The sequence below is a fragment of the Vibrio gigantis genome, from assembly GCF_024347515.1.
In the GTDB taxonomy this organism is placed as follows: domain Bacteria; phylum Pseudomonadota; class Gammaproteobacteria; order Enterobacterales; family Vibrionaceae; genus Vibrio; species Vibrio gigantis.
This window is the reverse complement of sequence record NZ_AP025493.1, coordinates 1,614,069-1,640,694: the sequence shown is the minus strand read 5'-3', so window position 1 is coordinate 1,640,694 and position 26,626 is coordinate 1,614,069. Positions and strand designations below refer to the sequence as shown.

General features: G+C 44.0%; 19 protein-coding genes. 7 read left to right on the top strand and 12 right to left on the bottom strand.

Annotated elements, in window-relative coordinates; translation table 11 throughout:
• Window positions 1-62 precede the first annotated feature (62 nt).
• From OCV56_RS23305 to OCV56_RS23280, 6 genes are read left to right on the top strand one after another with little or no spacing between them, the layout of a single operon-like run.
• Window positions 63-1,019: an AAA family ATPase gene (locus OCV56_RS23305; RefSeq protein WP_017633181.1), complete on the top strand. Its 957-nt coding sequence runs from the start codon at window positions 63-65 to the stop codon at window positions 1,017-1,019.
• Between the two features lie 10 nt (window positions 1,020-1,029).
• A complete protein-coding gene (locus tag OCV56_RS23300; protein ID WP_086712775.1) occupies window positions 1,030-1,956 on the top strand; it encodes a DUF58 domain-containing protein in 927 nt (308 codons plus the stop codon).
• The gene (locus tag OCV56_RS23295) at window positions 1,953-2,438 is read left to right on the top strand and encodes a DUF4381 domain-containing protein (RefSeq protein ID WP_086712774.1); all 486 of its coding nucleotides are present in this window, start codon (window positions 1,953-1,955) and stop codon (window positions 2,436-2,438) included. The genes OCV56_RS23300 and OCV56_RS23295 overlap by 4 nt, the downstream gene beginning before the upstream one ends.
• Window positions 2,431-3,423, top strand: a complete 993-nt coding sequence (locus OCV56_RS23290; RefSeq protein ID WP_086712773.1) for a vWA domain-containing protein — start codon at window positions 2,431-2,433, stop codon at window positions 3,421-3,423. The genes OCV56_RS23295 and OCV56_RS23290 overlap by 8 nt, the downstream gene beginning before the upstream one ends.
• Window positions 3,416-5,434 (top strand): vWA domain-containing protein, encoded by a 2,019-nt coding sequence (locus tag OCV56_RS23285; protein ID WP_150330726.1) that lies wholly within the window; start codon window positions 3,416-3,418, stop codon window positions 5,432-5,434. Before OCV56_RS23290 ends, OCV56_RS23285 begins: the two co-directional genes overlap by 8 nt.
• 2 nt (window positions 5,435-5,436) lie before the next feature.
• Window positions 5,437-7,116 carry a BatD family protein gene (locus OCV56_RS23280; protein WP_086714886.1) on the top strand — a complete coding sequence of 560 codons (1,680 nt, stop codon included), beginning with the start codon at window positions 5,437-5,439 and terminating at the stop codon, window positions 7,114-7,116.
• A gap of 69 nt (window positions 7,117-7,185) precedes the next feature.
• Here the strand turns inward: OCV56_RS23280 and OCV56_RS23275 are convergent, their stop codons facing one another.
• The 5 genes from OCV56_RS23275 to OCV56_RS23255 all read right to left on the bottom strand — a co-directional run bounded on the left by OCV56_RS23275 (window position 7,186) and on the right by OCV56_RS23255 (window position 13,247).
• Window positions 7,186-9,330, bottom strand: coding sequence for a sensor domain-containing diguanylate cyclase (locus OCV56_RS23275; protein WP_086714885.1), 2,145 nt, complete (start codon window positions 9,328-9,330; stop codon window positions 7,186-7,188).
• 335 nt (window positions 9,331-9,665) lie between these two features.
• Window positions 9,666-10,415, bottom strand: a complete 750-nt coding sequence (pstB, locus tag OCV56_RS23270; protein ID WP_065111481.1) for a phosphate ABC transporter ATP-binding protein PstB — start codon at window positions 10,413-10,415, stop codon at window positions 9,666-9,668.
• Between the two features lie 90 nt (window positions 10,416-10,505).
• Complete coding sequence (gene pstA, locus OCV56_RS23265; protein WP_086714884.1) at window positions 10,506-11,369, bottom strand: phosphate ABC transporter permease PstA; 864 nt, start codon at window positions 11,367-11,369, stop codon at window positions 10,506-10,508.
• A 15-nt stretch (window positions 11,370-11,384) separates the two neighbouring features.
• Window positions 11,385-12,314, bottom strand: a complete 930-nt coding sequence (gene pstC / locus OCV56_RS23260; RefSeq protein ID WP_086714883.1) for a phosphate ABC transporter permease subunit PstC — start codon at window positions 12,312-12,314, stop codon at window positions 11,385-11,387.
• A 111-nt stretch (window positions 12,315-12,425) separates the two neighbouring features.
• On the bottom strand, window positions 12,426-13,247 hold the full coding sequence (locus OCV56_RS23255; protein ID WP_086714882.1) for a phosphate ABC transporter substrate-binding protein: 822 nt from the start codon (window positions 13,245-13,247) through the stop codon (window positions 12,426-12,428).
• 461 nt (window positions 13,248-13,708) lie between these two features.
• Between OCV56_RS23255 and OCV56_RS23250 the strand changes: the two genes are divergently transcribed.
• Window positions 13,709-15,352 carry a methyl-accepting chemotaxis protein gene (locus OCV56_RS23250; protein ID WP_086714881.1) on the top strand — a complete coding sequence of 548 codons (1,644 nt, stop codon included), beginning with the start codon at window positions 13,709-13,711 and terminating at the stop codon, window positions 15,350-15,352.
• An 82-nt stretch (window positions 15,353-15,434) separates the two neighbouring features.
• Here the strand turns inward: OCV56_RS23250 and OCV56_RS23245 are convergent, their stop codons facing one another.
• From OCV56_RS23245 to OCV56_RS23215, 7 genes are all read right to left on the bottom strand, one after another.
• Window positions 15,435-15,992: an Lcl C-terminal domain-containing protein gene (locus tag OCV56_RS23245; RefSeq protein ID WP_086714880.1), complete on the bottom strand. Its 558-nt coding sequence runs from the start codon at window positions 15,990-15,992 to the stop codon at window positions 15,435-15,437.
• 2 nt (window positions 15,993-15,994) lie between these two features.
• Window positions 15,995-17,467 (bottom strand): Lcl domain-containing protein, encoded by a 1,473-nt coding sequence (locus OCV56_RS23240; protein WP_086714879.1) that lies wholly within the window; start codon window positions 17,465-17,467, stop codon window positions 15,995-15,997.
• A gap of 4 nt (window positions 17,468-17,471) precedes the next feature.
• A complete protein-coding gene (locus OCV56_RS23235; RefSeq protein WP_086714878.1) occupies window positions 17,472-19,841 on the bottom strand; it encodes a proprotein convertase P-domain-containing protein in 2,370 nt (789 codons plus the stop codon).
• Window positions 19,842-19,850: 9 nt separating this feature from the next.
• The gene (locus OCV56_RS23230; protein WP_086714877.1) at window positions 19,851-21,992 is read right to left on the bottom strand and encodes a TonB-dependent hemoglobin/transferrin/lactoferrin family receptor; all 2,142 of its coding nucleotides are present in this window, start codon (window positions 21,990-21,992) and stop codon (window positions 19,851-19,853) included.
• On the bottom strand, window positions 21,993-24,014 hold the full coding sequence (locus tag OCV56_RS23225) for a prolyl oligopeptidase family serine peptidase (protein WP_086714876.1): 2,022 nt from the start codon (window positions 24,012-24,014) through the stop codon (window positions 21,993-21,995).
• A gap of 257 nt (window positions 24,015-24,271) precedes the next feature.
• Window positions 24,272-25,165, bottom strand: a complete 894-nt coding sequence (locus tag OCV56_RS23220) for a lipase secretion chaperone (RefSeq protein WP_086714875.1) — start codon at window positions 25,163-25,165, stop codon at window positions 24,272-24,274.
• 38 nt (window positions 25,166-25,203) lie between these two features.
• A complete protein-coding gene (locus tag OCV56_RS23215; protein ID WP_086714874.1) occupies window positions 25,204-26,145 on the bottom strand; it encodes a lipase family alpha/beta hydrolase in 942 nt (313 codons plus the stop codon).
• Between the last annotated feature and the right edge of the window lie 481 nt (window positions 26,146-26,626).

Below are 26,626 nucleotides of genomic sequence, written 5' to 3'. Positions count from 1 at the left end.
TTTGCTATCGAAAAGTGACCAATACACAAAATAAGATCAAATGGATACCCAGAGAGTCCAAAATGCACAAAACAAATTTCGAAGTCCTTCAAAACTATTTAGAGTCTCAAATCATTGGTCAGCAAGAGCTCGTAAAGCAACTGATGATCGCACTACTTGCTGATGGTCATATTCTGGTTGAAGGTCCTCCGGGGTTAGCGAAGACCCGTGCAGTCAAATCACTGGCTGATTGTGTTGAAGGGGATTTCCACCGCATTCAATTTACCCCAGACTTACTGCCTGCCGACTTAACGGGAACCGATATATTCCGACCAGAGACAGGGGAATTTACGTTCCAATCTGGGCCGATCTTTAACTCACTTATCCTAGCGGATGAGATCAACCGTGCTCCGGCCAAAGTTCAAGCCGCGATGTTGGAAGCGATGGCCGAGAAACAAGTTACTGCAGGCCGAAAAACTTATGCACTGCCTGAACTGTTTTTGGTCATGGCGACACAAAACCCGATTGAGCAAGAAGGCACATACCCACTTCCAGAAGCTCAGTTAGACCGCTTCCTACTGCACCTAGAAGTTGAATACCCAGATATGGAGAGTGAGCTTGAGATCCTGCGACTCAACCGCGGTGAAGCTCAAGGCAACGAGTCGGTACAGCCACAGGAAATCTCTCAGCAGACTATCTTTGAAGCGCGCCAAGAAGTACTCAATATCCACATGGCAGATACCATTGAGCAGTACATCATCAGATTGGTAATGGCAACTCGCCAACCTAAGCAATACAGCGACCAACTGGATCAGTGGTTAGATATGGGCGTGAGTCCGCGTGCAACGATTGCTCTCGACCGCTGCGCTCGTGCACATGCTTGGCTTGCAGGCCGCGACTATGTCACACCACAAGATGTTCAAGCGATGGCATTTCCTGTCTTGCGTCACCGCCTGCTTCGTAGCTACCACGCACAAGCTGAAGGTGTCACTGCAAACCAAGTGATCGCACACCTTATTTCACTGGTTGGTAGCGCATAGGGATACGCGCATGAATAATTTATTACCGAACCACAGTGACGGCGTGATGCTGAACCTGGACGAACTGCTGCAATACAAATCGCAGTCTGTTCGATGGTTGCCTCCAGCGAAAAGCCTCTGGTCACAGCTCAATGGTCAACACGAAAGCAACCGCAAAGGTCGCGGGATGAATTTCTCAGAAGTTCGTCAATACCAAGCGGGCGATGACATACGCAGTATTGACTGGCGAGTAACGGCAAGAACAGGCAAAGCGCATACTAAGCTGTTCTCTGAAGAGAGAGAGCAACCTGTCATCTTGTACTTAGATTTAACAAGCAGCATGATTTTCGGCTCAACCTTATTGCTGAAATCGGTTCAACTTGCGCACTTTGCTAGTCAGCTGTGCTGGTTAACCGTCGCTCAAAAAGACCGAATTGGCGCAGTCATCGATACCGGTAAAGAGATCATAGAAATCAAACCAAGTGGCAGTAACCATGCTCCTTTGCGTATTTTGCAAAAAGTCATAGAAATCAATAATGCAGCGCTAACCAACGACGATAATCGTTGCGATACTACCTTAGAGCATGGATTGAAGTCTCTTCATCAACTTTGCCCAAAAGGAAGCGATATTATCCTCCTCAGTGACTTTGTACGTTACCAAGAAAGTGATTACTCACTTATCAGTCAAATACGCCGACACAACAGAGTACGTCTGGTACATTTTTATGACCCGCTAGAGCAAGGTCAAACGGCCTATAAAGGCTCGAAACAAGTCACCGATGGCAGTAAAACGCAGTGGTTTAACTTCTCCTCCAACAAAGAGAAGCAAAAACTCAACCACGCGTTCTCACTAAAAAAGCAGCAGCTACAAGAGTTGAGTTTATCTCTCGCGATCCCCTATAGCTCGTTGTCGAGTGCACAGCCATTGATGAGCCAGATATCAGGAGCTCAGTCATGAAGCAGCCCTTAGATTTAAGCCCTGTGATTACACCAGATGCGCCAACATGGTGGCCTCTGGCGTGGGGTTGGTGGGCATTGATTGTCACAGCCATTATCCTGATTGCCTTGGTGTTTTTTATTATAAATCGAAGAAAAAACAACCAACAGCCAAAGCAAGAAGCGCTGTCTTACTTCACGACTAGTCAGTCTTCAGATCGTTTATCTCCTAGCGAAGCACAACGCATTCTTCGCCAGGCAGCATTAAGCTACTTCCCGCGAGAAAAAGTAGCAGGCCTAGCCGGCGATGATTGGTTGAAGTTCTTAGACGCGCAACTGAAAAAGCCGTTGTTTGTAGAGAAACAAGCTCAGTGGCAACAGTCGCTCTATCAAGATACAACTTCGATGAATGACGAACAGCGTCAAAGCCAACAGCAATTGGTTGACGACTGCGAAACGTGGCTTCGTAAAGCCCTGCCCCCAAAGCGAGGTAGTCATGACTAATCTTATAAGCACTAACTTGTTAAACATCGAGTTCGTTTGGTGGTGGATGTTTTTCCTCGCACCACTGCCGTTTCTCATTTACTTATTCTCACCTAAAGTAGAATCAAGCAGCGCTCTTAAGCTTCCATTTTTGCCAGAGGACAGTAATACCAAAACACCGAGTGCTCGCTTACCAAAGGCGTTATCAGTCATTATTTGGCTTCTGCTAGTAACGGCGAGCGCTCGTCCGGTCTGGTATGGCGAACCCGTTGAGTTTCAGCCGAAGCACCGCGATTTGATGTTGGTAGTTGACCTCTCTTATTCAATGAGCCAAGAGGACATGCAATTCAATGGCGAGTACATCGACCGCTTATCAGCAGTGAAACATGTCTTGAGTGACTTCATTGAACGCCGCAAAGGCGACCGAGTTGGTTTGGTACTCTTTGCTGATCATGCCTACCTACAAACACCTTTGACTTTGGATAGATACACGCTGTCACAACAACTCAATCAAGCCGTCCTAAGGCTGATTGGTAATCAAACCGCGATTGGTGACGGCATTGGGTTGGCGACCAAGACCTTTGTTGATAGTGATGCGCCTCAACGTGTGATGGTACTACTCAGCGACGGCAGTAATACCGCAGGGGTGTTAGACCCACTAGAGGCCGCAGATATTGCCAAGAAGTACAACGCAACCATCTACACCGTCGGTGTTGGCGCAGGCGAAATGATGGTTAAAGAGTTCTTCATGACTCGTAAAGTAAACACCGCTCAAGATTTGGATGAACGCACGCTAATGGAAATTGCCAAACGCACTGGCGGTCAATACTTCCGAGCGCGTGACAGCAAAGAGCTGGCAACGATTTACGATACTATCAACCAGTTAGAACCCGTGACAAATGCCACCAAAATATGGCGACCACAACAAGAGTGGTTTGTATGGCCTTTATCAGCTGCCATGTTCTTCGCATTTATGCTGTTAGCCATTAGGAGAAACAATGTCTAACTTTACTTTTATCTACCCATATTGGTTGTTTGCACTTGTTGCCCTGCCCGCTATTTGGTGGCTCAGCAAGAGACAATCGAAACAAGGGTTATTTGCTTCTCATATCGCGCGATATTTAGCCCCAGAATCAAGCAAGCCGTCTAAAAACCGCAGTACTTACTTTGGTATCTGGTGGTTGGTCGGTGTCATTGCATTAGCTGGGCCAAGCTTTCAAAACAATGAGCAGCCAAGCTTTGAAAAAACGCAGGCGCGAGTTGTGATGATGGATATGTCAATGTCGCTCTACGCTACCGACATAAAACCAAACCGTTTAACGCAAGTGCGATATAAAGCGCTCGATCTACTCTCATTGTGGAAAGAGGGCTTAACCGGAATGGTCGCTTACGCTGGCGATGCTTATACCATTAGTCCGCTAACGTCAGACATCAACACCATTAAGAGCCAAGTACCGAACTTGTCTCCAGATATCATGCCTTATCAAGGCAGCAACGCCCCCGCTGCGGTTAAGCTTGCGATTGAGATGATGACTCGTGCGAAGATCTACCAAGGTGATTTGGTACTCATTGCCGATGACATCGATGACCAAGAGAAGAAAGAGATCGACTCGCTACTATCTGGTGGCAATTGGACGCTATCTATCTTAACGGTAGGCAGTGAAAGTGGCGCACCAATCTCGTTGCCAACTGGCTCGATGATGCAAACCGACTCTGGACAGACGGTAGTAGCAAGAACCAACTTAAAGAACATGCGCGATCTTACACGCAGCTATGGTGGCACCTTTACTGAAGTGCAGTTTGATAATTCAGATGTTGAACACATTGCGAACTATCTCGACCGCGTTGCAACAACGACAGAAGTGACCAAAACCAATAACTCACTCAACACCAGAGTCAACAATGGCTTCTGGCTACTGCCATTCCTATTGCTACCTGCGGTTGGGCTTTTTCGAAAAGGCGTTATTTGGTGCGGATTGGCTGTAATTTTATCATTTAGCCAACCAAATGCTGCGTTTGCAAGCCCATGGAAAACCGACAATCAAGTAGGTTATCAGCTTTATCAAGATGAAGATTTCCAGCAGGCTGCGGAACAATTCAAACAGCAAGAGTGGAAAGGCATTTCACAATACAAAGCGGGAGACTTCGAAGCCGCAGAGCAGACACTACAAGGTTTGACTGACGAAAGTGCTCGTTACAACCTTGCGAATGCTCAAGCACAACAAGGCAAGTACGATCAAGCGATCGAAGAGTATCAAAGCATTCTTGAAAACAACCCTGATCATGAGTATGCGAAAAACAACCTAGAAGTCGTCAAACAAGCCCAGAAGAAGCAACAGCAACAGCAACAGCAACAGCAACAGCAACAGCAACAGCAACAGCAACAGCAAGATAATTCTGAATCCAAAGACCAAAAAGACCAAGACCAACAAAATCAGCAAGGTCAGCAAGGTCAGCAAGGTCAGCAAGGTCAGCAAGGTCAGCAAGGTCAGCAAGGTCAGCAAGGTCAGCAAGGTCAGCAAGGTCAGCAAGGTCAGCAAGGTCAGCAAGGTCAGCAAAGTCAGCAAGGTCAGCAAGGTCAGCAAAATGATTCTTCACAAGGCTCGCAGGATCAACAGCAAAACTCTGCAGACGCTGAAAATTCACAGATCAAAGCTGATAGCCAATCTCAAAACGCAAACCAAGAGCAAGCCAAAGACCAATCGAGTGCAAACGCAGGCGACCAAGAGGGCGAGCAATCTAAGCAGCCAAGTACAGCAAACCAGTCTGAGGAAAAAGAGCAGGACAAGTCACAGCCTCAAAGTGCACGCGCACAGCAAGCTTCAGACGAGAAAGGTGATAAAGATGGTCAACAAGCTTTAGCACAAGCCTCAGAGAAGCCGCTATCAAATGACCCGGATATGCGAAAGCTTGAGCAGGTAGAGAGCGTCCGAGATCCAAGCCAGCTGCTTAAAGCGCAAATGATTTTACAAGCACAACAAAAAAGTGCCCCTAACAACCAGAACAAAAAGTGGTAACCATGCGATTTCTAAATAAGCCATTTTTATCCATAGCCCTAACACTGCTGTTGGGCGCTTTCTCGTCATTTTCAGCATTGGCGGCTAATGCCGTGGCGAGTGTTTCACAGAACAGTGTCACTAAAGATGAAGTCTTCCTACTTAGAGTTGCGACCGATGAAAAAGTCTCTTCTGATGCTCTAGATCTCACCGAGCTTCAGCAAGACTTCTATGTCGGTACACCAAGCTTTGGTTCATCAATGCGAATCATTAATGGTAGCCGTTCGGTGTCAAGCGAGTGGAACATCACCCTTGCTCCACTGCGATTAGGTCAAATACAGATCCCGAGCTTTGATATTGAAGGGGCTAAAACCAAGCCTATCACCATCAATGTTGCCGTTAATAAAGCCGCGCCAACTCAACATGATATGGCTGAGTTTCAACTTACTCTAAGTAAGAGCTCACTATACCCACAAGAAACCGCAGAGCTTGATGTAAAGCTGATCATTAAAGCGGATCCGAGAAGGCTACAAGATCCGAAAATAGCACCACCGAGCTCTTCAGGCTTAGATGTGGAACCGATTGGGGAATCGAAGCAGTTTCAAGACGTTCTCAATGGAAAGGAGGTGACGGTAGTTCAACAGTCGTTCCGTATCTCGTCACAAAAAGCTGGTCAATTTACGCTGAACGGGCCGAAGTTAACAGGAGCCGTTGTCTACTCAACCAACAACTCTAGTACAACACGTTTATTCCAACTCGACACACCTATTGAAACCTTAGATGTCACCGTGAAGGATGTACCAAAGGGCTACAAAGGTGAGTGGTTACCAACTTCTAACTTCAAATTGATTCAGCAATGGTCGGATAGCCAAGGTAACGAATTAACCAATAACAAAGGATTAGAAGGTGGCAATCAAGCCATCGAAATGGAAGCAGGTGATTCGCTAACTCGTACTATTACCATGACGGCGAGTAACTTAACGCAGCACCAACTACCAAAACTGAATATCACCTACCCTAAATCGGTTCGTGTATATGAAGAAAAGCCGCAATTTGGTACCACACAGTCCGGCGATGCGGTTGTGGTGTACAAACAGGTTCTAATCCCAAAAGAAGCAGGAAAGATCTCGCTTCCTGATGTTTCCCAAGCTTGGTTCAATACTGATGCTCAATCAGAACAAACCAGTAAAGCTCTGGGCCTAGAGCTAGCAGTAACAGCAAGTGATCGTGTTGTATCAAGCGCACCTCCAGTTGCTAGCGCGCCGCTCCAACAAACAGCACCAACGGTAATTAATGTCGATAACCCTGGTTTCTGGCCTTATCTCACCGCCCTATTCGCTGCTTTGTGGCTAATCAGCTCAGCAATGGCATTCTACTTCTGGTCACGCCGTGGAAAAATCACACAATCGAAACGCCCAGAACAAAGAACTTCCAATACCGAAGAGGCGCTAGTCAACGCTCTAAAGGCGCACGATGGTGTGATGTTCAGAACCTTGTTTGAGCGATGGAAATCTGAAAATGCAGATCTAAGTGATGAGGCGTTGCAAACCGTTGAAACCGAATTTACTAAGCTAAACCAAAGCCTTTACGGTGAAGCCGGTGCATCAGCCCAAACATGGAGTCCTGAGCTGGCAATCAAAACGGTGAAAAATCCCAAGAGAGTCGCTAGTAAAAAGGATAGAAGCTCGCTAGAAAAGCTGTAGTCGACACTGCTCATCAAGAACAGTAAAGCACAAAGGCCGTTAATCATATGGAGATCAGCGGCCTTTATTTTAAGAAAGAGAGGCTGTAACTTTTTTGCGTTTTAATGCAGAAACAATTCGATTTCGCCCTGAGTCTTTGGCTTGATATAAGGCTTTATCTGCCTTGCCATACAACAGATCAAAATCGAATTGGTGCTGGTCAGAAGTTATCGAGGCATAACCCACGGATGCGGTTAAATAAGGGCTGGTACTACTTTCACAATGGAGGATTTTTGCCTCTTCAATGCATTTTCTAATCGACTCTGCGCGTTGCTTTGTCTCTGAATGATTCGTGCCAATCATCAACAACATAAACTCCTCTCCACCAATCCGACAGAAGGTTTCTTTGTCATTGTGAACATGAGCATTCAGTATCTCGCCGACCGTCCTCAACGCTGCATCCCCTTCAGTATGACCATAGACACTGTTATACAAACCAAAGTGATCAAGGTCGACGAGAATCAACCCAAATGTGATTTCGTGTTGTGAGGCAAACGCACCTTGGTCGTCGCAATTCAAGTCTTCTAAAACCTGCGACAACATACGGCGGTTTCCAAGGCGTGTCAGTGGATCCAGCTTAGAAATGATATCTAACTGTTCATTGGCTCGTTCGAGCTCTTGAGTACGCTTGCTGACTTCTTGCTCCAGAGTTTCATTAAGTTTTTTAAGCTCCTCTTGAGCCATGGTTCTTTGCAGTACCTCAGCAAGGCTTGAAGCAAAGATACGTATTACCTCACGAAGCTGTGAGGTTAGTGGGCTACGAGTTAGCAAGTTATCGGCAGCGATAAACGCAATCGGCTCACCCGTGTTTGTGGTGAGCATGGTCATGGCCGTCCAACCAACACCGACAATATTGAAATCGTGGTAAATAGGGACCGACTCTTCAAACGCGACTTGATTCGGGCAAGCACGTGCTGCCGCGACAATGTCACGTTCCACCAGCTCCGAGCGATAATAAGACTCATCGACAATATCGCCTTTGATGTCAGTACCCCAAGTACCTTGCATGTAACTGCACTTTTTGTCTGTTAGGAAAACTGCCAGTCGATCGATACCTAGATGTTGAATCGCAAAACTAACGGCGGACTTACATACTTCACTGACGCTATCGCATCGAGACAGCTCAACCATACTCGAATGCAGCATGCGTATATTCTGCTCTTGACGTTTACGAATATATATCTGAGAGAGTAGAGAGCCGAAGGACTCAAGCATCTGCTTTTGATAATTGGTGATTGGAGAGCGGTGAATATAGTTATCCATCGCAATCCAGCCGACAGGTTTGTCCCCTTCACGCAAGATTAGCATTCCATTCCAGCCCTGCCCGACCACCTTGCCTTCGGTGTAGAGTGGCGCTTGTTCAATAATGACTAAGTTGGTGTGATTGTCAGACAGCGCCTCAATGTATTCGGCCTCAAGTTGATGTAAATCATATTGAGTATGATGTTCGCTGTTGGTCTTACCCGTTTCATCAGTGCCGTAAGTTCCGCTAAAGCAGCGCTTTTTCATATCAAGCAACATGAAGATCGCACGATCAAAGCCTAGACGATCACGCACCGCTTCTACTGATGCTTTATAGAGTGCATCTAAGGTGTCGGGATTCGAGAGATCCAACGCTACCTGATGAACCAGCTTCATATTATCTACGAACAATTCACGAAGCTTAATTTCATCAAGGTATTGAGCTTCACGAGTGTCTCTATGTTTGATCTCAAGTGCTGCGTTTTTTTCAGCACGAATACACTGCCAACGAGCGGCTGCAAGTTGAAGAGCATCTAGATCCTGATCGAAGGTTTGATTGATCTTTTCGACATTGCAATTTTGAACAATTAAATAAGTTCTACAGGCAGGCGCATTGTCGAGCATCATGATGAATGACTCACCGCCAAGTACCTTCATGTGTTCCCACTTACAGGTGTTGATAGCCATAGGCAAAACCCCGTCCGCGGTATCGAACTGAGCAACCCAAGGCCAAAATGTAGAGGGGTAATTCTCAAGAGAGGTTAACTCACCGTAACAAAACAACGGCAACGAATCGCTTTCCGGTATCGGCTCAGAAAATATCCCAATCCCTTTTGGAGCAAGCATCTTAGCCAAGTAGTCAAAAAGAGACTCTGCCAATAAACGGTGATCACGCGTAGCAGATATTTGTTTTGCAAAGGCTTTTACAGGCACAGCTTCCGTCCATTGGCGATTAAGAATACAGCAAAAATACAGAAGCCTTGATATGCAATCAATATAACTAAAAATGAGATGTTAAGCGGGTCGCAATTTCACTTTTTACATTATCACAAGCATGAGAAGGACGACAAAAATGGGATTTCCTGCCCAAAATTTCATCGACATTGAGACTTTTTTAGAGGCATAAAAAAGCCCCACCTAAAGTGGGGCAAAACTTCCATCGCTTATAGTTATAGTGATAATTCTGTCGATCTATTCGATTATCTAACCTGCGTATCAGTTAGCGTGCTGGTTTTGCTAAAAGCAGAACACTGCACGTCAATAATCGATTAACCAAAGTCACCGTTTACGTAACCTTTAGTACGATCATCTTTTGGTTCGCTGAAGATAACACTCGTTTCGTTGTGCTCTACAAGCTCTCCCATTAGGAAGAAAGCAGTACGGTCTGAAATACGGCGCGCTTGCTGCATTGAGTGCGTTACGATAACGATAGTGAAGTCTTTCTTCAGGTCTTCCATCAATTCTTCAATCTTGTGTGTCGCGATAGGGTCTAGAGCCGATGTAGGTTCATCCATCAGGATTACATCCGGTTCCATTGCAATCGTACGAGCGATACATAGACGCTGTTGCTGACCACCAGATAAGCCAAATGCGTGTGCTTTAAGACGGTCTTTTACTTCGTCCCAAAGGGCAGCACTGCGCAGTGAGCTTTCTACAACTTCATCAATATGCTTCTTGTCCTTGATGCCTTGAGCACGTAAGCCGTAAGCCACGTTCTCGTAAATGCTCATTGGGAATGGGTTTGGCTTTTGGAATACCATGCCTACACGAATGCGTAGGTCAGCCACATCAATATTGCCGTAGATGTTTGTGCCATCCATATCCAGCTTACCTTTGATAGTAACGCCTTCAATTAGGTCATTCATGCGGTTCAAGCAACGCAGTAGCGTTGACTTACCACAACCAGATGGACCAATCAGAGCTGTTACCTGACGCGTTGGAATTGGCAGGTTGATAGATTTAAGCGCTTGGTTTTCGCCGTAAAACAGATCTAGGTTCTCAATATCAAATTTGTTCATGTTCGTAATCTCTAAATTCTTAAATTCGTGTCTAGCTTAATGCTTTCTTTATCACGGGGGCTCTCTCTATTGTTGAGCCAGCTAATGAGCTTAGTAAGTTGCCGTGTTGAAGCGTCTCGCAATCAGTTTTGTAACCATGTTGATCAAGAGAACCAATACGATTAGGACTGTCGCCGTGCCGTAGGCTTGGTTCCACTCATCGATAGTAAATAGCTCTGTTGTCAGCTTATATAGGTGAACCGTTAGTGTACGGCCAGAATCGAATACCGACTCAGGAACACGTGCCACCATACCTGCTGTTAAGAACACAGGCGCTGATTCACCAATTACACGACCAATACTAAGAATGACCGAAGTTAAGATACCTGGCATTGCGCTTGGTAATATCAAACGCCAGATAGTGTAGATTTTTGAAGCGCCAAGGCCGTATGAACCTTCACGGTAAGTTTGTGGTACTGCCATCAATGCTTCTTCTGTAGTACGGATAATTACAGGAAGAATCAAGATACTTAGCGTTAGTGCGCCCGACAGAATCGAGAAGCCAAGACCAAGAATCGAAACAAAGAAGGTCATACCGAACAGACCAAAGATGATCGATGGAATACCAGCTAACGACTCAGTACAGAATCGAATCACTTTCACCAATCGGCTACCTACTTTCGCATATTCAGTTAGGTAAATCGCCGTCATGATACCTAGTGGCGCAGCGACCGCAATCGATGCAATAACCATGTAGATCGTGGCGATGATCATTGGGAAAATACCACGCTCTTCACCAGTACGAGTGTAATCGTCAGTGATGAAGTTCCAATCTACGTATTGCAGACCGTTCGATAAGATGTACCAAATAATCCAGAATAAGAAGCCGACGGTGACGGCTGCAGCTGCCCAGATAAAACCTTTCAAGATATTATCTTTCATTTGGCGTGCTTGTTTTAGTTTTACGCGATCCATATTACTCATCCTCGCCTACTTCGCTTTTTCACGGTTAAGATAAAGTAGAGCACCATTTAACATCATGATGAACACTAGAAGTACAACACCTGTTGCGTACAGTGCATTAGCGTGAATGCCACTTGCGTAAGACATTTCAATCGCAATGTTCGCTGTTAGCGTACGAGCCGAGTCCAAAATACCTTCTGGCATTGCAGGAGCGTTACCCATCACCATGATGATTGCCATCGTTTCGCCAAGTGCACGACCGATACCCAAAATCACACCAGTCATAATGCCTGAACGTGCAGCAGGAACGAGTAGCTTAAAAATCGTGTAGATTTTCGAAGCACCCAGTGCAAGTGAACCTTCTTTGTATGTACGAGGTACAGCACGAATCGAAGTTTCAGAAACCGTGATAACGGTAGGAAGAATCATGATACCCAGAACAATGATACCGGCTAGGATGGTGTTACCCGCTGGTACTTGAAAAATGTTCTGAATCATTGGAACGATAATTACTAGACCGAAGAAGCCGTATACAACCGACGGGATACCCGCTAGAAGCTCGACTGCAGGTCGAATAATATCTGCAAGACGCTTAGGAGCAATCTCAGCAATAAAAATAGCGGTTAGTACACCTACTGGTACACCAACAACTACAGCTCCAAGTGTCGAAACAATCGATGCAACAATCATGGTTGCAACACCGAATAGAGCTGGAGGTAACCAGTCAACACCCAGAACAATGCCAGAAACGCCGGCCTCTTGGAATGCAGGGATACTCTCTGCAACGATAAAGTAAGCGATAACGGCTAGTGATACGATGCCGATTACAGCACTCGATAAGAACAAGCCGTGAAAGATTCTTTCTCTCCAGTCGATGCGCTTCTTAGCACGTAGACTTGGCTTGTTGATTTGAGTCGCTTCAGTATTCATAAGCTTTTCACTATTTGCGATGGTCATATATAAAATCTCAAACTTTGTGGCTCAATAAGAGCTCGAAATAAACAAAGTTGAAAGAAAAGGCTCAGCCTAAAGCAGGCTGAGCAATAATTAAGATTGAGTCAGTTAAGATTAGTTAACTGTGATGTAGCCTTTCTTACCAGCGATAGCTTGAGCTTCGTCTGCAACCATCCAGTCTAGGAATTGTTGAGTTTCAGCTGTTGGAGCGTTTGCTTTGTAAAGAACTAGGAATGGACGAGCAACTTTGTAAGAACCGTTCTTAACGTTGTCTACAGTTGCAGCAGCGCCGTCGATAGTTAGAGCTTGAACAGATTCGTCAACTGTACCTAGAGAGATAAAGCCTATAGCGTATGGGTTGCTTGCTACAGAAACTTTAAGTGCGCCGTTACCGTTTGCAACTTGTGCACGTTGAGAGATAGCCGATACTTTCTTATCGCCGATCTTCTTCTTAAGCTTCATGATGTCTTCGAATGCACCACGTGTACCAGATGCAGTATCACGAGTGATTGCTACGATTGGCTTGTCAGCACCACCAACATCTTTCCAGTTAGTGATGTCGCCTTTGTAGATTGAAGTGATTTGCTCAGCAGTAAGAGCAGATACTTCGTTGTTCGGGTTAACAACAACTGCGATACCGTCACGAGCGATAACTAGCTCTTTCAGGTCAGCTGTTTTCTCTTCTTCTTTAAGGTCACGAGAGGAGATACCAAGGTCAGCACTTCCATTTTTTGCTGCTTTGATGCCTGCAGAAGAACCTGGTGCTTGAATTTCGATGAACACTGGTTCGCCTTTATTCATGTAGGTTTCTGCAAAAACTTCAACCAGTGGAGAAGCACTGTTAGAGCCAACTACAGAGATAGTTTCTTTAGCTGAAGCTGTATTCACTGTTAGAGCGCCTAGTAGTGCGATTGCACCGATAACTGTCTTTTTCATCACAAATTTCCTTTAGTGGCGTTATTGCCGTAATGTTTTGCTTGAACGAGGCTTACTTTAGAATCCGAATGTGACAGTTGTGTTTCACTTAATTGAAGCCTATATGACAACTACAATTTATTTTCTTGTTCCCCCTACCAAATAGCCTTGAAGTAATCAATTGGCCTCACTCATAGGCACCGAATATTCATTCCAACCTATTTAAGCCAAACCATTCAATATCGCACCATCCCTTTTATTACCTAATACCACACAAGGTTCTGTGCCAAATAACCCTACCTTAAAAATGGCTAAAGCCTTGTTTGTACAATAAATATTCAAAAATTATCAAATATCTATCTCATATATCAAAATCGAATCCATTACTGATTGAATTGTCATTCTCAGAAGTTAGAATCACCTGCTAATTACAATAATAACAATTGCTTCTGCTCATTTATTTATTCAAAGAGGGACATTACATGCGCCAACTTCTCAGTGGCTTATCTATAAAAATACAAATTCTCATTCCAGTACTCTTTTCTGTCGTATTACTTTTGACGGGTGTCATTATCGGTGGTGACAAACTGGAAAGCGCTTTTAAAGATGTATCAACAGCAACCGATCAACTTATCCTACATAAAGAAGAACTCAGCGAAATCGTCGACAACAGCTATGGCATGCGTATCAAAGCAATTTACAGTCTATTCAAGGCTGACGACGTAAAAACACTGGTTGAAACACTAAACCAAAAACGCGACCAAAATACTCGCCTACTGAATTCATTGAACACAGTGCCAGGCATGCAAGATGAAGTAGCAGCGATGACCAAAGCGATGAATCATTATGTCGACTTCTCTCGAACTACCATGCTTCCTCTATTAAGAGCGAAGCACGGCGATGCATCACTCTCTTCAGATTTTGAAAACCGCTACCAGACTGCAATTGACCAATACCGTCACGCGGGTAATGAAATGGTGCAAGCGATCAACACTCTGTCTAAGAAGCTGAACTTGCTTGCGACTCAAGAAGTCGACATCAACGGACAGCAACACACCAGCACACTGGATACGGCGACCATTGCCCTGCTAGCGATTCTTTCTATCGCATTAGTTATCAGCTGGACGCTTGCAGGTATCATTGTTAAGCCACTTAGCAATATTCAGGAAACCATGCGTGAAGTAGCGAAAGGCAACCTGCTCGTTAAAGCTGAAGAGTATGGCGATAACGAGATCTCGCGCCTTGCCCAAGACGTAAACAAATCCGTTGAGCAATTGCGTGACACGGTAAGTTCACTCTCTCGAATCAGTATTGAAGTTGCGTCTGCGTCTACAGAACTAGCTGCAGTGATGACGCAATCAAGTGCTAACTCAGATCAAGAGAAGCAAGAAGTAGAACAAGTTGCTTCCGCCGTGAACCAACTTGAGAGCACAGCATCACACGTCAACGAGAATGCAGTACAAGCTGATTCAGCGTCTAAGCAAGCTGATGAAATGGCGACACACAGCATGAGCTTGTTTAGTGAAAGCAACAAAGCCAATGAGCAAATGGCAATTCAACTAAGCGAAGCTGCAAATGTTGTGGGGACGCTAAAAGAACACTCTGAGCAGATTGGCAAAGTGATTGAGGTGATCCAAAGCATCTCTGAACAAACCAACTTGCTTGCACTTAACGCAGCAATCGAAGCCGCTCGTGCAGGTGAAAGTGGTCGCGGTTTCGCGGTTGTTGCTGATGAAGTACGAATGCTAGCGGCACGCACTCAAGATTCAACCAAAGAGATCCAAACCATTATCGAAGGTTTGCAGGTTCAATCTGGTAATGCAAACGAAAGCATGAGCAGCTCACTGGCTATGTTAGAACACAACCAAACACTTGCTGGTGAAGTAAGTGCAGCGCTGTCGGGGATTGCTAACTCAGTAACGGATATGACGGAAATTAATACTCAGGTAGCTTCGGCAGCGGAAGAGCAGAGCCAAGTAACCTCAGACATCAACCGTAATATCTCAAACATCTACAGCTTGGTAAGCCAAAACGTAACGGGCATTACTCAAGCAGCAGCAGCAAGCCACGAATTATCGAACCTTGCCGAGCAGCAAAAACAGCAGTTGGATTACTTCAAGGTTTAAGGTTTAAAGTAAGACCTATGCACCAAAACTCAAAAGGCCGTGGAAGAACCACGGCCTTTTTATTTACAGATTAAGAACTAAATCATTCTGCAACTAATAAGACACTAAACTTGTATTGTGCTGCGTTGTATTGGTAAACCTCGCCATTAATGGAATCAAGCGTCATTACGCTCTGTCCATTACCTGCAGGAGTCGAACTCCATACATAAGCGGCTAAGTTACCGGTCTCAAAATTAAATGTATCGCCGAACACCTTAGTACTCATTGCTGGAGAATGGCATGCGACTTCTTTCAAAGAAACCAGCTCTTTGATGTTTGGCATACGCCATTGATCAACACCACCAAATTTGTGTAACTGGTGATTACCATTAGCGTCATTAATTGACTCAACCATGGTCAATGCACTCTGCCATAAGAAAGTTTCCCCATCACCGGTACAAGATAACGATGACTTATCCCACGTCTTACCGAGCTGACAACGCATCCAAGTCAAGCCAGTGAGCTGATCAGTAAAAGTACCGTTATCATTGGTAACATAGCGAGTGTTAGATGCAGTTCTCCCTAGGTCTAAGCTACATTCTTGAGCAAAGGCACCTACAGAAAATAAACTAATTAAAGCGACGGTTAGTATGTTTTTCATTGCTATTTTCCTTGTAGCGAAACCAAACGAGCAGGGAATTGGTAAGAATCGTAATTATCTGAAGAATCAACATCACCAGAGTAAATCTCTAGCGCACTAATATAACCTCTGTTGTCACCAAGAGTGCCGATTTCGTTATAGTAGAAACCGCCATCTACGGTAGATTTTGAGTAAATGTTGTAGATAACTGACTGGTTCCACACAGAGCCGATTTTCGTATATTCCCCACCAATGCTTTGATGAGGGAAGTACTTGTATGTAAGGCCGTAAGCTTGACCATTCGCATGAGTTTCTGTCTCACCAAAATCAAGCAAGTTATAGAGTTCGTGGAAAGTAGGTAAGCGCCAATCGGACTTGCCACAAAGGTTGATTGAGTTGATATGCTCAACATAATCTTGGGTCGTACAAACTGTATCGCCCTTAGTCTTACATGTTGCTAAATCAACGTCTTGGTCATAGGGCGTCACTTTTCCTGGAATTTCTAGGGCAAATTGACGATCTTTATGCTGCATTGAGTTTTCATCGTCAGTTTTAGATTCCCAAATTAAGCCACTTCGCTCATCAAGAACACAAGACCACTGAGCCGCTTCATCAGCCAGTGTTTGACCACTTTCATCCAACTTAATGAACTTAAACCCATTACCCGATTGTGTATTTTTGTCTGTTGTATCAAAACCAAATTCAGCATCTTGACCAGGAAAACTCTCTGGGCGGTCTGCAACATCCTGGGTATCATCAGTATCGGAGAAGTATAGAGTTGCACCCGTATCATTTAGTGCCGTCGCTGCCTTCATATCGCCAGCAATAACGTTTGAAAACTCCGTAATTTCGTCATTCGTTAATACACCGCCAACAAAATCAGTGGTGCTTTTATCAAACTTATCACTAAGCTGTGCCAACATATAAGCACGGTATGTTTTATCAAAAACTTTAACCGAAGAAACCACATTTTGCTCTAAGCTCGCCAACTCAGAGTCAGATAGGTGATCTTGAATATCACCTGCAATAGTAATGCCTTTAGCCGCCAGTTGCGCTTTGAGTTTACTGTTCGCATTCTTTACGGTGTAGCCATCTAAAACATACCCTGCAAGCAATGTACTAATACCATTAATTTCATTGCCTGATGTTTTTTGTAGGCCTGGAGCTGCGATGTAAGAGAAAGAAGTCTGTACACCATCTGCGTTGCTAACGGCTACACCCGTATCCAACTCCACTAATAGCGGTAGTGAAAGCATCGCTTTTTGAGTGCTCGTTAAACTAAATTCACCATTTGCATTTGCCGTGGTGGTTGGTTCACCGCTGTCACACGTCAAACTTTCATTCAAGTCAGAACAAACTTTGTTTTCTAGTGCAACATTCTGAGCAGTAATTTTACCTGCAACGGTATAAGTTGGAGCTGAAGTTTCGGAACTGCCCGAACCTCCACAGCCCGCAAGAGCCAAAGACATGGCCAAAATAGTCAATTGTGGTTTCATAGAGTTATCTTCTTGTTGTGTTTTTAAAGAACATTTTGTTTGTAAGGAGCGTTTTACTAATTAGCGGCTTTGCGCTTTCTAAAAGATTCGTCAGACATAACGAACTTTTTGAATTAAGGGAGCGGCAAAGTGCCAGCAGCAACATAAAAGCAATAGCAAACGGAGAGCTTCCACCGCCAGAACTGCTGCTAGAGGAAGCCTTTGCACCGGCATCACCACAGTCGTATTCCGAAATAGTGCCAACAGCCCAACGGTTTAGCTGCCCTGATTCCCCCATAACATAATCACCAATCTCTAAACGCCAAGTGCCATTACTCGGTTCATCAGCAAACGCGTTAAGTACAGCGTCATGTTTGAAGGTAAAGAAGCTATTAAAGCCATTAGAACGGGTAGCTTGGTGCTTCAGTAAATCAACACGAGTGCCTCGTGGAGAAATTAATGTCACGGTTAAATCTGCAAGCCTTGGGTGCTCAATATCAAGATAGACACCAAATTGGTTATCAACCGATTGAACGGCATCATTCAAAGTGAAGTTAAATGTTTTGAAACCTATTATTGCTTGGTTAGAAGCACTCAACTTACTGTCAGGTAAAGGGCTGTTCACTTCTTTTAATGAAGCACTCAGATTAGGAAGCCCATAAATGAGGTCTATTTGATGTTGCCAATTCAACTTTTTTAAAGCCGTGTCATATTGGTAATCTAACAATGTCGTCATGCTGATTGCTGAACCACAAACTTGACCACTTGGTAAAGCCGTTTCGATAGAAAGCTGATTGGTAGGCTGACTTGCAAAGGATTTTGTTACCCCCCCTACTTCAATGTCACCTTCAATGTCCGCTTGCCTTGAGGTTGGGTACAAGTCGACATTCAATAATTTTTCTGGATGAACATATCGGGAAGCAATTTCAACGCTAAATGGCTCAATAATTAAATTATGAACGGCAAATTTTTCTTTCAATATCTCGGCGTAACGGCGTTCTGGGTACAGTTCTTTGGCAACAAAAATGGCATTTTCAGCTAAATCATGCATTTTCAAGCCGCGTCCCAATCCATACATAGACTCTAGAACTATGGTGTCAAATTCTTGGAAGCCAACTTGGCCGTATAACTCAACAGAGCTTTTTAATGCTTGGAATAAGGGTGTAGACCAGAGTTCATCACCCAGTTCTCCAGCCACACTTTCGTGAGGTCTATATTCAGCATGTTGAAAATATCGCGCTCTTTGGTTCCATAAGCTACGAGTAGTGTTACGGACACCAAAATACCCATCCCAGTTAAAGACGGTATCGATTTCAAACTCTTGCCCTTGAGTTTGTGCATTTTCAAACTGAGTACGGAAACTAAAGCTGCCAGCCCAATAGTCACCAAAACCTTCGCCTATTGCGCCAGTGTGTCCATAAGCCCAATCCTTAACGATTTGGTAATGAATCCCATGACCAAGCTCATGAATAATGACATCAGCATCTAAGGCATCAGGGGATCCACCAGCAATGCCAAACAATGCCGCTTTGGGGCCGTAATAGTAAGTAGAGTTATCCGCCGATAAACCTCTGCCATCAAACTCTAAAGGTTCATCAAATAGAGAAAAACCTAATTGGTTCAGGTAACTTAATGACTGATCAAGATGTGCAAACGCCATCACTTGAGCGAATCTATTATCTTGCCAATCAACCTGTTTCAGCTCAGCCAGACTTGCGAATGTCGTCACTCCTTCTGCAGGAAGAAAGCTCTGGCTATCTCGGTTGATTGTCTCTCCCGTCTCGTGATTCACCGTCACTAAAGCTACAGCATCCACTTGAGACACTCGACTATTGGTCAGATAAATACCATCGCTGTGGCTAAGCACCTCAACATCCTTTGAAATATATTGAGGGGGATGTGGGTATTCACTGATATCTGTTAGCAAGGTTGCTGGTGGCGCACTTCTGTCCATTGTTCTTAAGTCAGGACTGAAGATACTTAGCTCTGCTTGCACAACCTGTCCAGAAACTAGGGCTGGCGGTCTTTGTGCTTCCAACTGACGAGGAGCTTCAAGCTCAGCGGCAGTTGTTGGCTGCCCATTTCTAATCAGAGTGTCTTCAAGACTTTTGAAAACACGTGATACTTGATGGTCATTGTTAGTTGTTAGTACTACTGTTCTTTGTTGTTGATAGACACCATTTTCAAATACATCAAAGTTGTAATGGTGACCGAGTTTCGACTGGTTTGAATAACGAAATTGCAAGCTATCCACACTAGGATAGGCTTGTTCTAAGTAAGTTTGAGCTTCCTGTTGATTGGTAACTAACGTATTACCTTGAGGGTAATCCCACTGCGCCGCAACACTCGGTAGTGAGGCCAATAATATGGCTAAACATAAAGGTGATTTGATCATACTGAGCCCTTAAAACACATACTTAGCGTTAACAGTGAAATAACGACCCGGTTCTGTTGAGTAGCCTTTATTTGAGTCCATAACCCCTGCAACATCTTGGTATCGAATGTATTCTTTATCGAATAGGTTAATGACGTTCGCACTAAGATTTAAACCAAAGTCCCACGCATAACTCATTCCCATATCAACACTAGCCCAGCCAGCAGTCGTCGCACATTCGGTTGAAAGACCTATATCGGTCTCGCATTCTGGTACCTTGTCCATCGCTTGTGCCCAACTCACCATCGTATAAGCCGAGAATGCTTGGTTATCATAGGTCACTTCAGCGTTACCTTCCCATGGGGTTAAACTTCTGATTTTATCTCCGTTGCCATCTTCACCATCCACAAAACCTAATTGAGTACTGACCCCCCAATTGTCTGTAACTTGGTGCGCAATCGAAGCTTCAATGCCATATGTCTCGACTCCATTAACATTCTGAAACTGCTTAAAGTAGTTACCTGTATTAGGGTCAGGATTGAACGTCACTTGTTTTACATCGATAAAGTTTTCAAACTTTTGGTAAAACACTGCAGTGTAGAATTGAGTACGACCGTTGTCGTATTTGCTACCTATTTCAAATGAATCACTGGTTTCCGCTTCTAAGTCCATATTCGGAATAATTTCGAACGGTGTGATTGGCACAAAATCATGGTTCTGATAGCCATAAACCTTATCGTACGCGGGTGCTCGGAAACCGTGGTTATACGAAATATATGAGTTCAAAGAATCGGTAATTTGATAACCGATAGACAAACTAGGTGAAAACTCTGCGCTATTTTTATCTTCGACGGTATAACCATTCATAGTATTTCCTGACTCAGGAGTCAGACGATGTAAATCGACACGAGCCCCAGCAGTCACGGTCCAACGATCAATTTCAATCACATCACGTACATAACCAGCAAATACATAAGCTCGTGCAGAGGCGAACGGTTTTGCGTCTTTATTGTTCAACCCATTCCAATCTAAGGTTGTAGCACTACTTGGACGTTCGTAAAACGTTGTGTCAAAACTCACACCATATGAGAGATTATGATTCATACTTTTTTGCGTAAAAGTACTAATAAAATCCGCATCAGCGCCGATCACTTCATCGGTAAAATGGCGGTCGTCGATCAAGCGACGCTGTACCGTAATATTGTTTTGTTCTTGTGATACCAATGCATTAACATTTTCATCAGCAACGGTACTACGCAAATAAACTTTGGTGTCTAGCTCTTCAAACCATGAATCGATAGGGAAATATTCTGCCCCAACAGAAACAGTAAATGACTCCGTGTACGCTTGCTGATCGAAATCTTCTGTTTTCCACTCACCATCTTTCTGAATCTTAGCAAGGCCTTCTTTTCGACTTAGATTCTCTTTGTAGTACTCAACATGCCCTTTGAGCATCAAGGCATCACTTGACCAGTAGTTCAAAGTGTAACCACCACCGACGCCATCTATGTCTCGGTTATAGAGGTCCTCATTAAAGTTACGTGTTTCTTCACCTTCCCAATAAGAAAGATTGACTAAGCTTTCGAACTTTCCTGAACGGAAAGCAAGGTTTGTCGCACCTTTGTATTTATTACTGATACCGGTATAGGTTGCAGACACATCGCTATAAAAGTCTTTGTCGTCGAGATAATCCCCCGGCTTTTTCGTCGTAACCACCACCACGCCACCAATAGCGCCTGAACCGTATACGGATGAACTCGCCCCTTTTATAACCTCAATACTTTCCAAGTTGGACATATCAAACGAGTTACGCCCTACCTTGTCATTGATATCGTTGGCACCAAAGCCATCAGCAGACTTTATTCCGTCTTTCACAATCACAATCCGGTTGCCTGTCATCCCACGGATTGTAATGTTTTGAGATCGACCAGCTCCCCCTGAAACACTGACTCCAGGCTCGCTCTTTATTGCGTCATAAAGCTCAGTTGCACCTTTGCTTTCTAGATCTTCACCAGAAATCACTGCAACTGAACCAGCTACTTCTGATAGCGGCTGTTCAATTTTATTGGCTGTTACTATCACTTCTTCAAAGTGATAAACGTCAGATTCAGCGTGCACGAGATTGGCAGCAAGTACACTAAGTACTGCCGCTGATAGGGGGGAAAGCTTCATTTACTGCTCCGCTTTAATGTCTTTTTGGATAAGTGATAAAAGAAATGCGTACTCAAACGCTTGTTGCGATAATGATCGTCGCCTGTCTGTCGAATGTCCTTGAGTAAAGCTTGTCGACAATAGATAAGGTCCGTGGCCAGTCGTTACCTCATTTAGCTTCGCGTAATACTTAGCACCTTCCCAATAAGGAACGCGACGGTCATTAAGGCCAATCTGGATCAATATTGATGGGTAGTTCTGTTCACTAAGATTCAAGTATGGGTCGTATTGCTTCATTGCCTTCAATTCATCAGCAATATTTGGATTGCCCCACTCACCGTACTGTTGAGCTGTTAGAGGTAATGAAGAATCGGACATGCTATTCACGACATCGACAAACGGCACTTTAAGCACCGCACCGTCAAACAAATCTGGATCTCGGTTTAAAGCGGCAGCAACGAGTGTCCCACCAGCACTTCCACCCATAGCATATATAGACCGTGTACCTTGGCGGTACGCTCTCAATGCCTGTGCCGCAGCAATGAAATCAGAAATGCCATTTTCTTTATTGATACCTTTTCCAGCTTGATACCAAGCGTCACCATAGAAGCCTCCACCACGGACATGTGCAATCGCATAAATTACACCTTCATCAAGTAGGCTAATGATTTGCGGCATAAAGTAAGGCTTCATCGTCATCCCATAGGCCCCGTATCCGTACAAAAGCACAGGTGTATCCTTCGTAAGCTTATCCTTGCGATACGCCAAAGTGACGGGGATCATTACACCGCCAGAGTTGACCATGACTTGCTCTGTGTAATAGTTAGATTTTTGATATTCAGGGTAATAATCTTGAGAGAATAGCTCTCGTTTTAGAGTATCTGTATTTAACCGCTCCCACTTCGCAGGCTGAGTTAAAGACATGCTTCGGATATGCAGTTTGTTACTTTGGTAGTCACCCACTCTGCTCACCCAAGCAACTTGACCCGACTCTGCTACCATCAGGCTTGAACGATGGCGGTTGTCGTTATCGAAGAAGTGTAAAGATTGAGACGCACCAGTCTGGGTGATGATCACAGGCCCAGACTCAAACAAATGAAAATTACTAATTCTAGATTCATCACTCGGTTCAAAAACAGCACTCCAGCGATCTATTTTTGATACTTGATTAAGTGCTACCGAGTAAAAAGTAAACCCCTTGCCAGCATGGTTACTATTCGAGAATAAACGAGAGCCGACAACATCAACGTAGTACTCGATACCAGTTCTACGAGGTAAAAGTGGTTCGGAGATCTCGCCGGTATCAAGATTTACTAAACGTTGCTCACTTGAGTTCTCATTGTTTGCCTGAACGATAGCAAATTGTGCGTCACTTGAAAGGTAGTACGACAGTAACCACGCAGAGTCGGGCTCTTCAGTCAATTGAGTTGGTTCTGACTGATCTAAGAAGTATTGCGTTAACGCATAAGGTCTCGACGTTTGTTGGTCAAGTTCAACCAAATACAGAGATTGATCGTCTTTCGACCACGCAAGCGTACTGTCTACATTCTGCGCGATTGGAGTGACTTGATGAGTTTGAAGATCAACAACACTCACTCGGTACTGTTCTGATCCACTTACATCTTCCGCGATCGCAAGCTTTGTTCTGGTTGAATTCAACTCCCAACTAGCCAACTGGTAATAATCAAAATCGCCAGATCGAGCGTCAATGTTAAGTAACTCGGTTGATTCTTCCCTCCCAACAGGTCGGGATAGTAAGGTTCTCTCACCATTGTGATTGAGGATCGCATACTCGTACCCGCTAATTTCCTGCCATGGTTTGTCAGCGAGTACAGGGCGATTGTCTTGCCAGTTTTTTTGTAAGGATTCGCTTAGGGGTTGAATACGTTCTTGATACTGCTGAGTTTTATTATTTTGTTGATTAAGATAGTTTAGTACGTTGCTCGCGCTACGGGAGTCATCTCTAAGCCAAGAGAACTGATCAGAAGCACTAACCATCCCCGTCGGTAAAAGAGCAAAAGCTAACAACACAAACACTTTCATAAATACAACAAATCCATGCGTTAATTTAATAAATTTCGCGTATACTGCACCTAAACGATAATGAGATCAATTATCATTTGCATGAATGCGTGATGTTAATCACAAGAAATGCGTCAGTTAATTATGAATTGGTATTATATTGCTTGAGATATTTATATTCAGACAGGAGCAATAAGTTAGTTAATAGTTTCAATTTCCACCTATAATTGTTCTAATTACAGAACAAGCAATCGTTTGCTAAGTTGAGGAGAATGGCTTTATTGTTTAGCTTCATTAGCACGAATTCTTTCAATCGCTTCAACTCTTCTAAGCTGCTTTGGCAGGAAATGTTCAGTCCTAAGTTTCGCGATCGTCTCTTGTTGTTCGATTTTCGAGAGAGCTGAATCGTTCAAAACATCACTTCGTTCTGAGAAGTAAATCTCTAAAGCGTCTTCAAATACCGCTCTTTGTTTGTCAAGATCTTCGAGTCTTTGCGTTGCTTCTTCGCCAACAAGTTCGCTTCTCTTTAAATATTTACCCTGCTCATCGAGACCTTCCGATCTAGAGAGTTGTTGGAGTAACACCTGATTCTGGTGACTCGACTGAACATAACCTGGTTGTTCAGATAGATAGGATTCGAGTCTTTGTTGGTATTCTTCACCCTCTAATCCCTCTTGTTTCAAAAGTAGCTTTTCTAATGCTATTTCTCTCATTCTGTTGTCATGCGTAAACAGAATACTTACCTCACTCTCACTAAAAAACTGAGCTTGCAGCTCAAGGAGCGCTTGATTAAGTGCGCGTAGGTCCTCAGCGGATATTGATGTGGTGTCAAATTGCACATCTAGTGATGTCAGTGCCGACTTATACTCAAGATATTTTGCAAATAACACTTCATCAACCACCGCACCTTGTGATTGCTCATGGTGTTTTGCCACGTTGTCACGAATATCTTCGAGGGTTAGCTCTGTATTGCCTGACACGAAATACTCCATCATGTCTTTGGCTGACGCATTGTCAATTTCGGTATCTTGTTGAGAGGCGACTTTAAATGAGGAAGCGGTCTGTTCGTTGTCATTATGTGAATTTGTATCTTTGTTATTTAGATAAAAAAAGACCGCCGCTGTGCTCATCAGGGCTATCGTGGTTATCGACAAAATGGCGGTCTTTTTCATCTTACTTTCCTTGTTTTCTTATTAAACGGTTGTTTAGCCTACAAACCAGCCAACTTCAATCGATTAGCGTGCTGACGATATAACGTCACAGGATCGGTCTCAAACAAGTGATGGATGCCCAGCAACCCATTGATCTCATCCAAGTGATTCATTTTGTAATCGTCGCCAATCACTTTGCCCAAATGCGCGCTACATGCTCCTACTAACCCGTCATTAGGTTCGTTAAAGGCTAAGCCTAGGATTGTCATTGCTCCATCGGTAGGGTCTAGAAGGTTGGTAAAAGTGGAAGACCCCGTCCATGAATAGTAATAAACGCCGTTACTTGCTTGCCACTCACCATCACCACACTCAGACGTAGGAACACCCTCCGGGTAAAATTGGTTGAATGCTAGAGAACCTTCTGTGGTCAATGCTTCAAGAGAAGCGAGGCCATCTTGTTCGAGATCAGAACCACCCGACAGTAGATTGATAAGTGTCGTCAAACCACCAGCCAATTTAACCGCAATACCTTCTGTAACTGAGCCCTCAGATACATTCCCTCGAACAAGGTCCGCAACCTTGGAGCCTTTATGTACGCCACCAATACTGGTCACCGAAGCCACAAGATCCGGTCGAACCGACGCGACATAACGTGCCGTTGGCCCACCATGGCTGTGACCAACCAAATTCACCTTACTTGCTCCTGTTGCGGCTAGGAGTGTTTCAACTTGACTTAGCAACTGTTCACCACGGACTTCAGAACTGTTGGTCGCAGAGACCTGAGCGACGTACACGTTCGCACCATCTTTGGTGAGGGATTCAGGCACGCCATAGAAATAGTCGACGCCCGCTAATGTATCGAAACCAAACAGACCATGTACCAACATAATGGGGTATTTCGTTTCAGTATATCCGCGGGCTTCTAATACTGATGTGCTCGTTCCGGCATATACACCAAAACTAGATAGGCAGGCTATCGTCCAAATTAATATCTTTTTCAATGCTCTTTCCTTAAACAGATTAGACCTCTGATGAGTAAAGAAAACGTAGACAATGATTTTATAAAACTGAAAGTGGTGACTCGATATTTGTGACAGTGAACTTGAATTAAACAGTTGCGATTAACATTAAGCAAACAGTGTGATGAGAGAAGTTAAATTCATAAACAATTGATTTAGTTATAATTTATTAAGAATCATTGGAACTGTTTTTTCAAAAAACTGACTCAAACATCAATTCGACATTCGCAATAAACAAAAACTTCACGATAGATCCCTGTTTAGAAATCGGTATTTTTCAACCATAAACTCGTTGAAAACTTGATACTTATGCCACTAATAACACCAAAGAAATATTAATACATTGACGAAAAATATTTATTTTATGTATAGGTCGTACCAGTTAGTTATTTATCCAGCTATCCACTTATCAATAAGCAACAACGTTTTTGTTTGGCTCATCTAAATATAAAAGAGAATACAG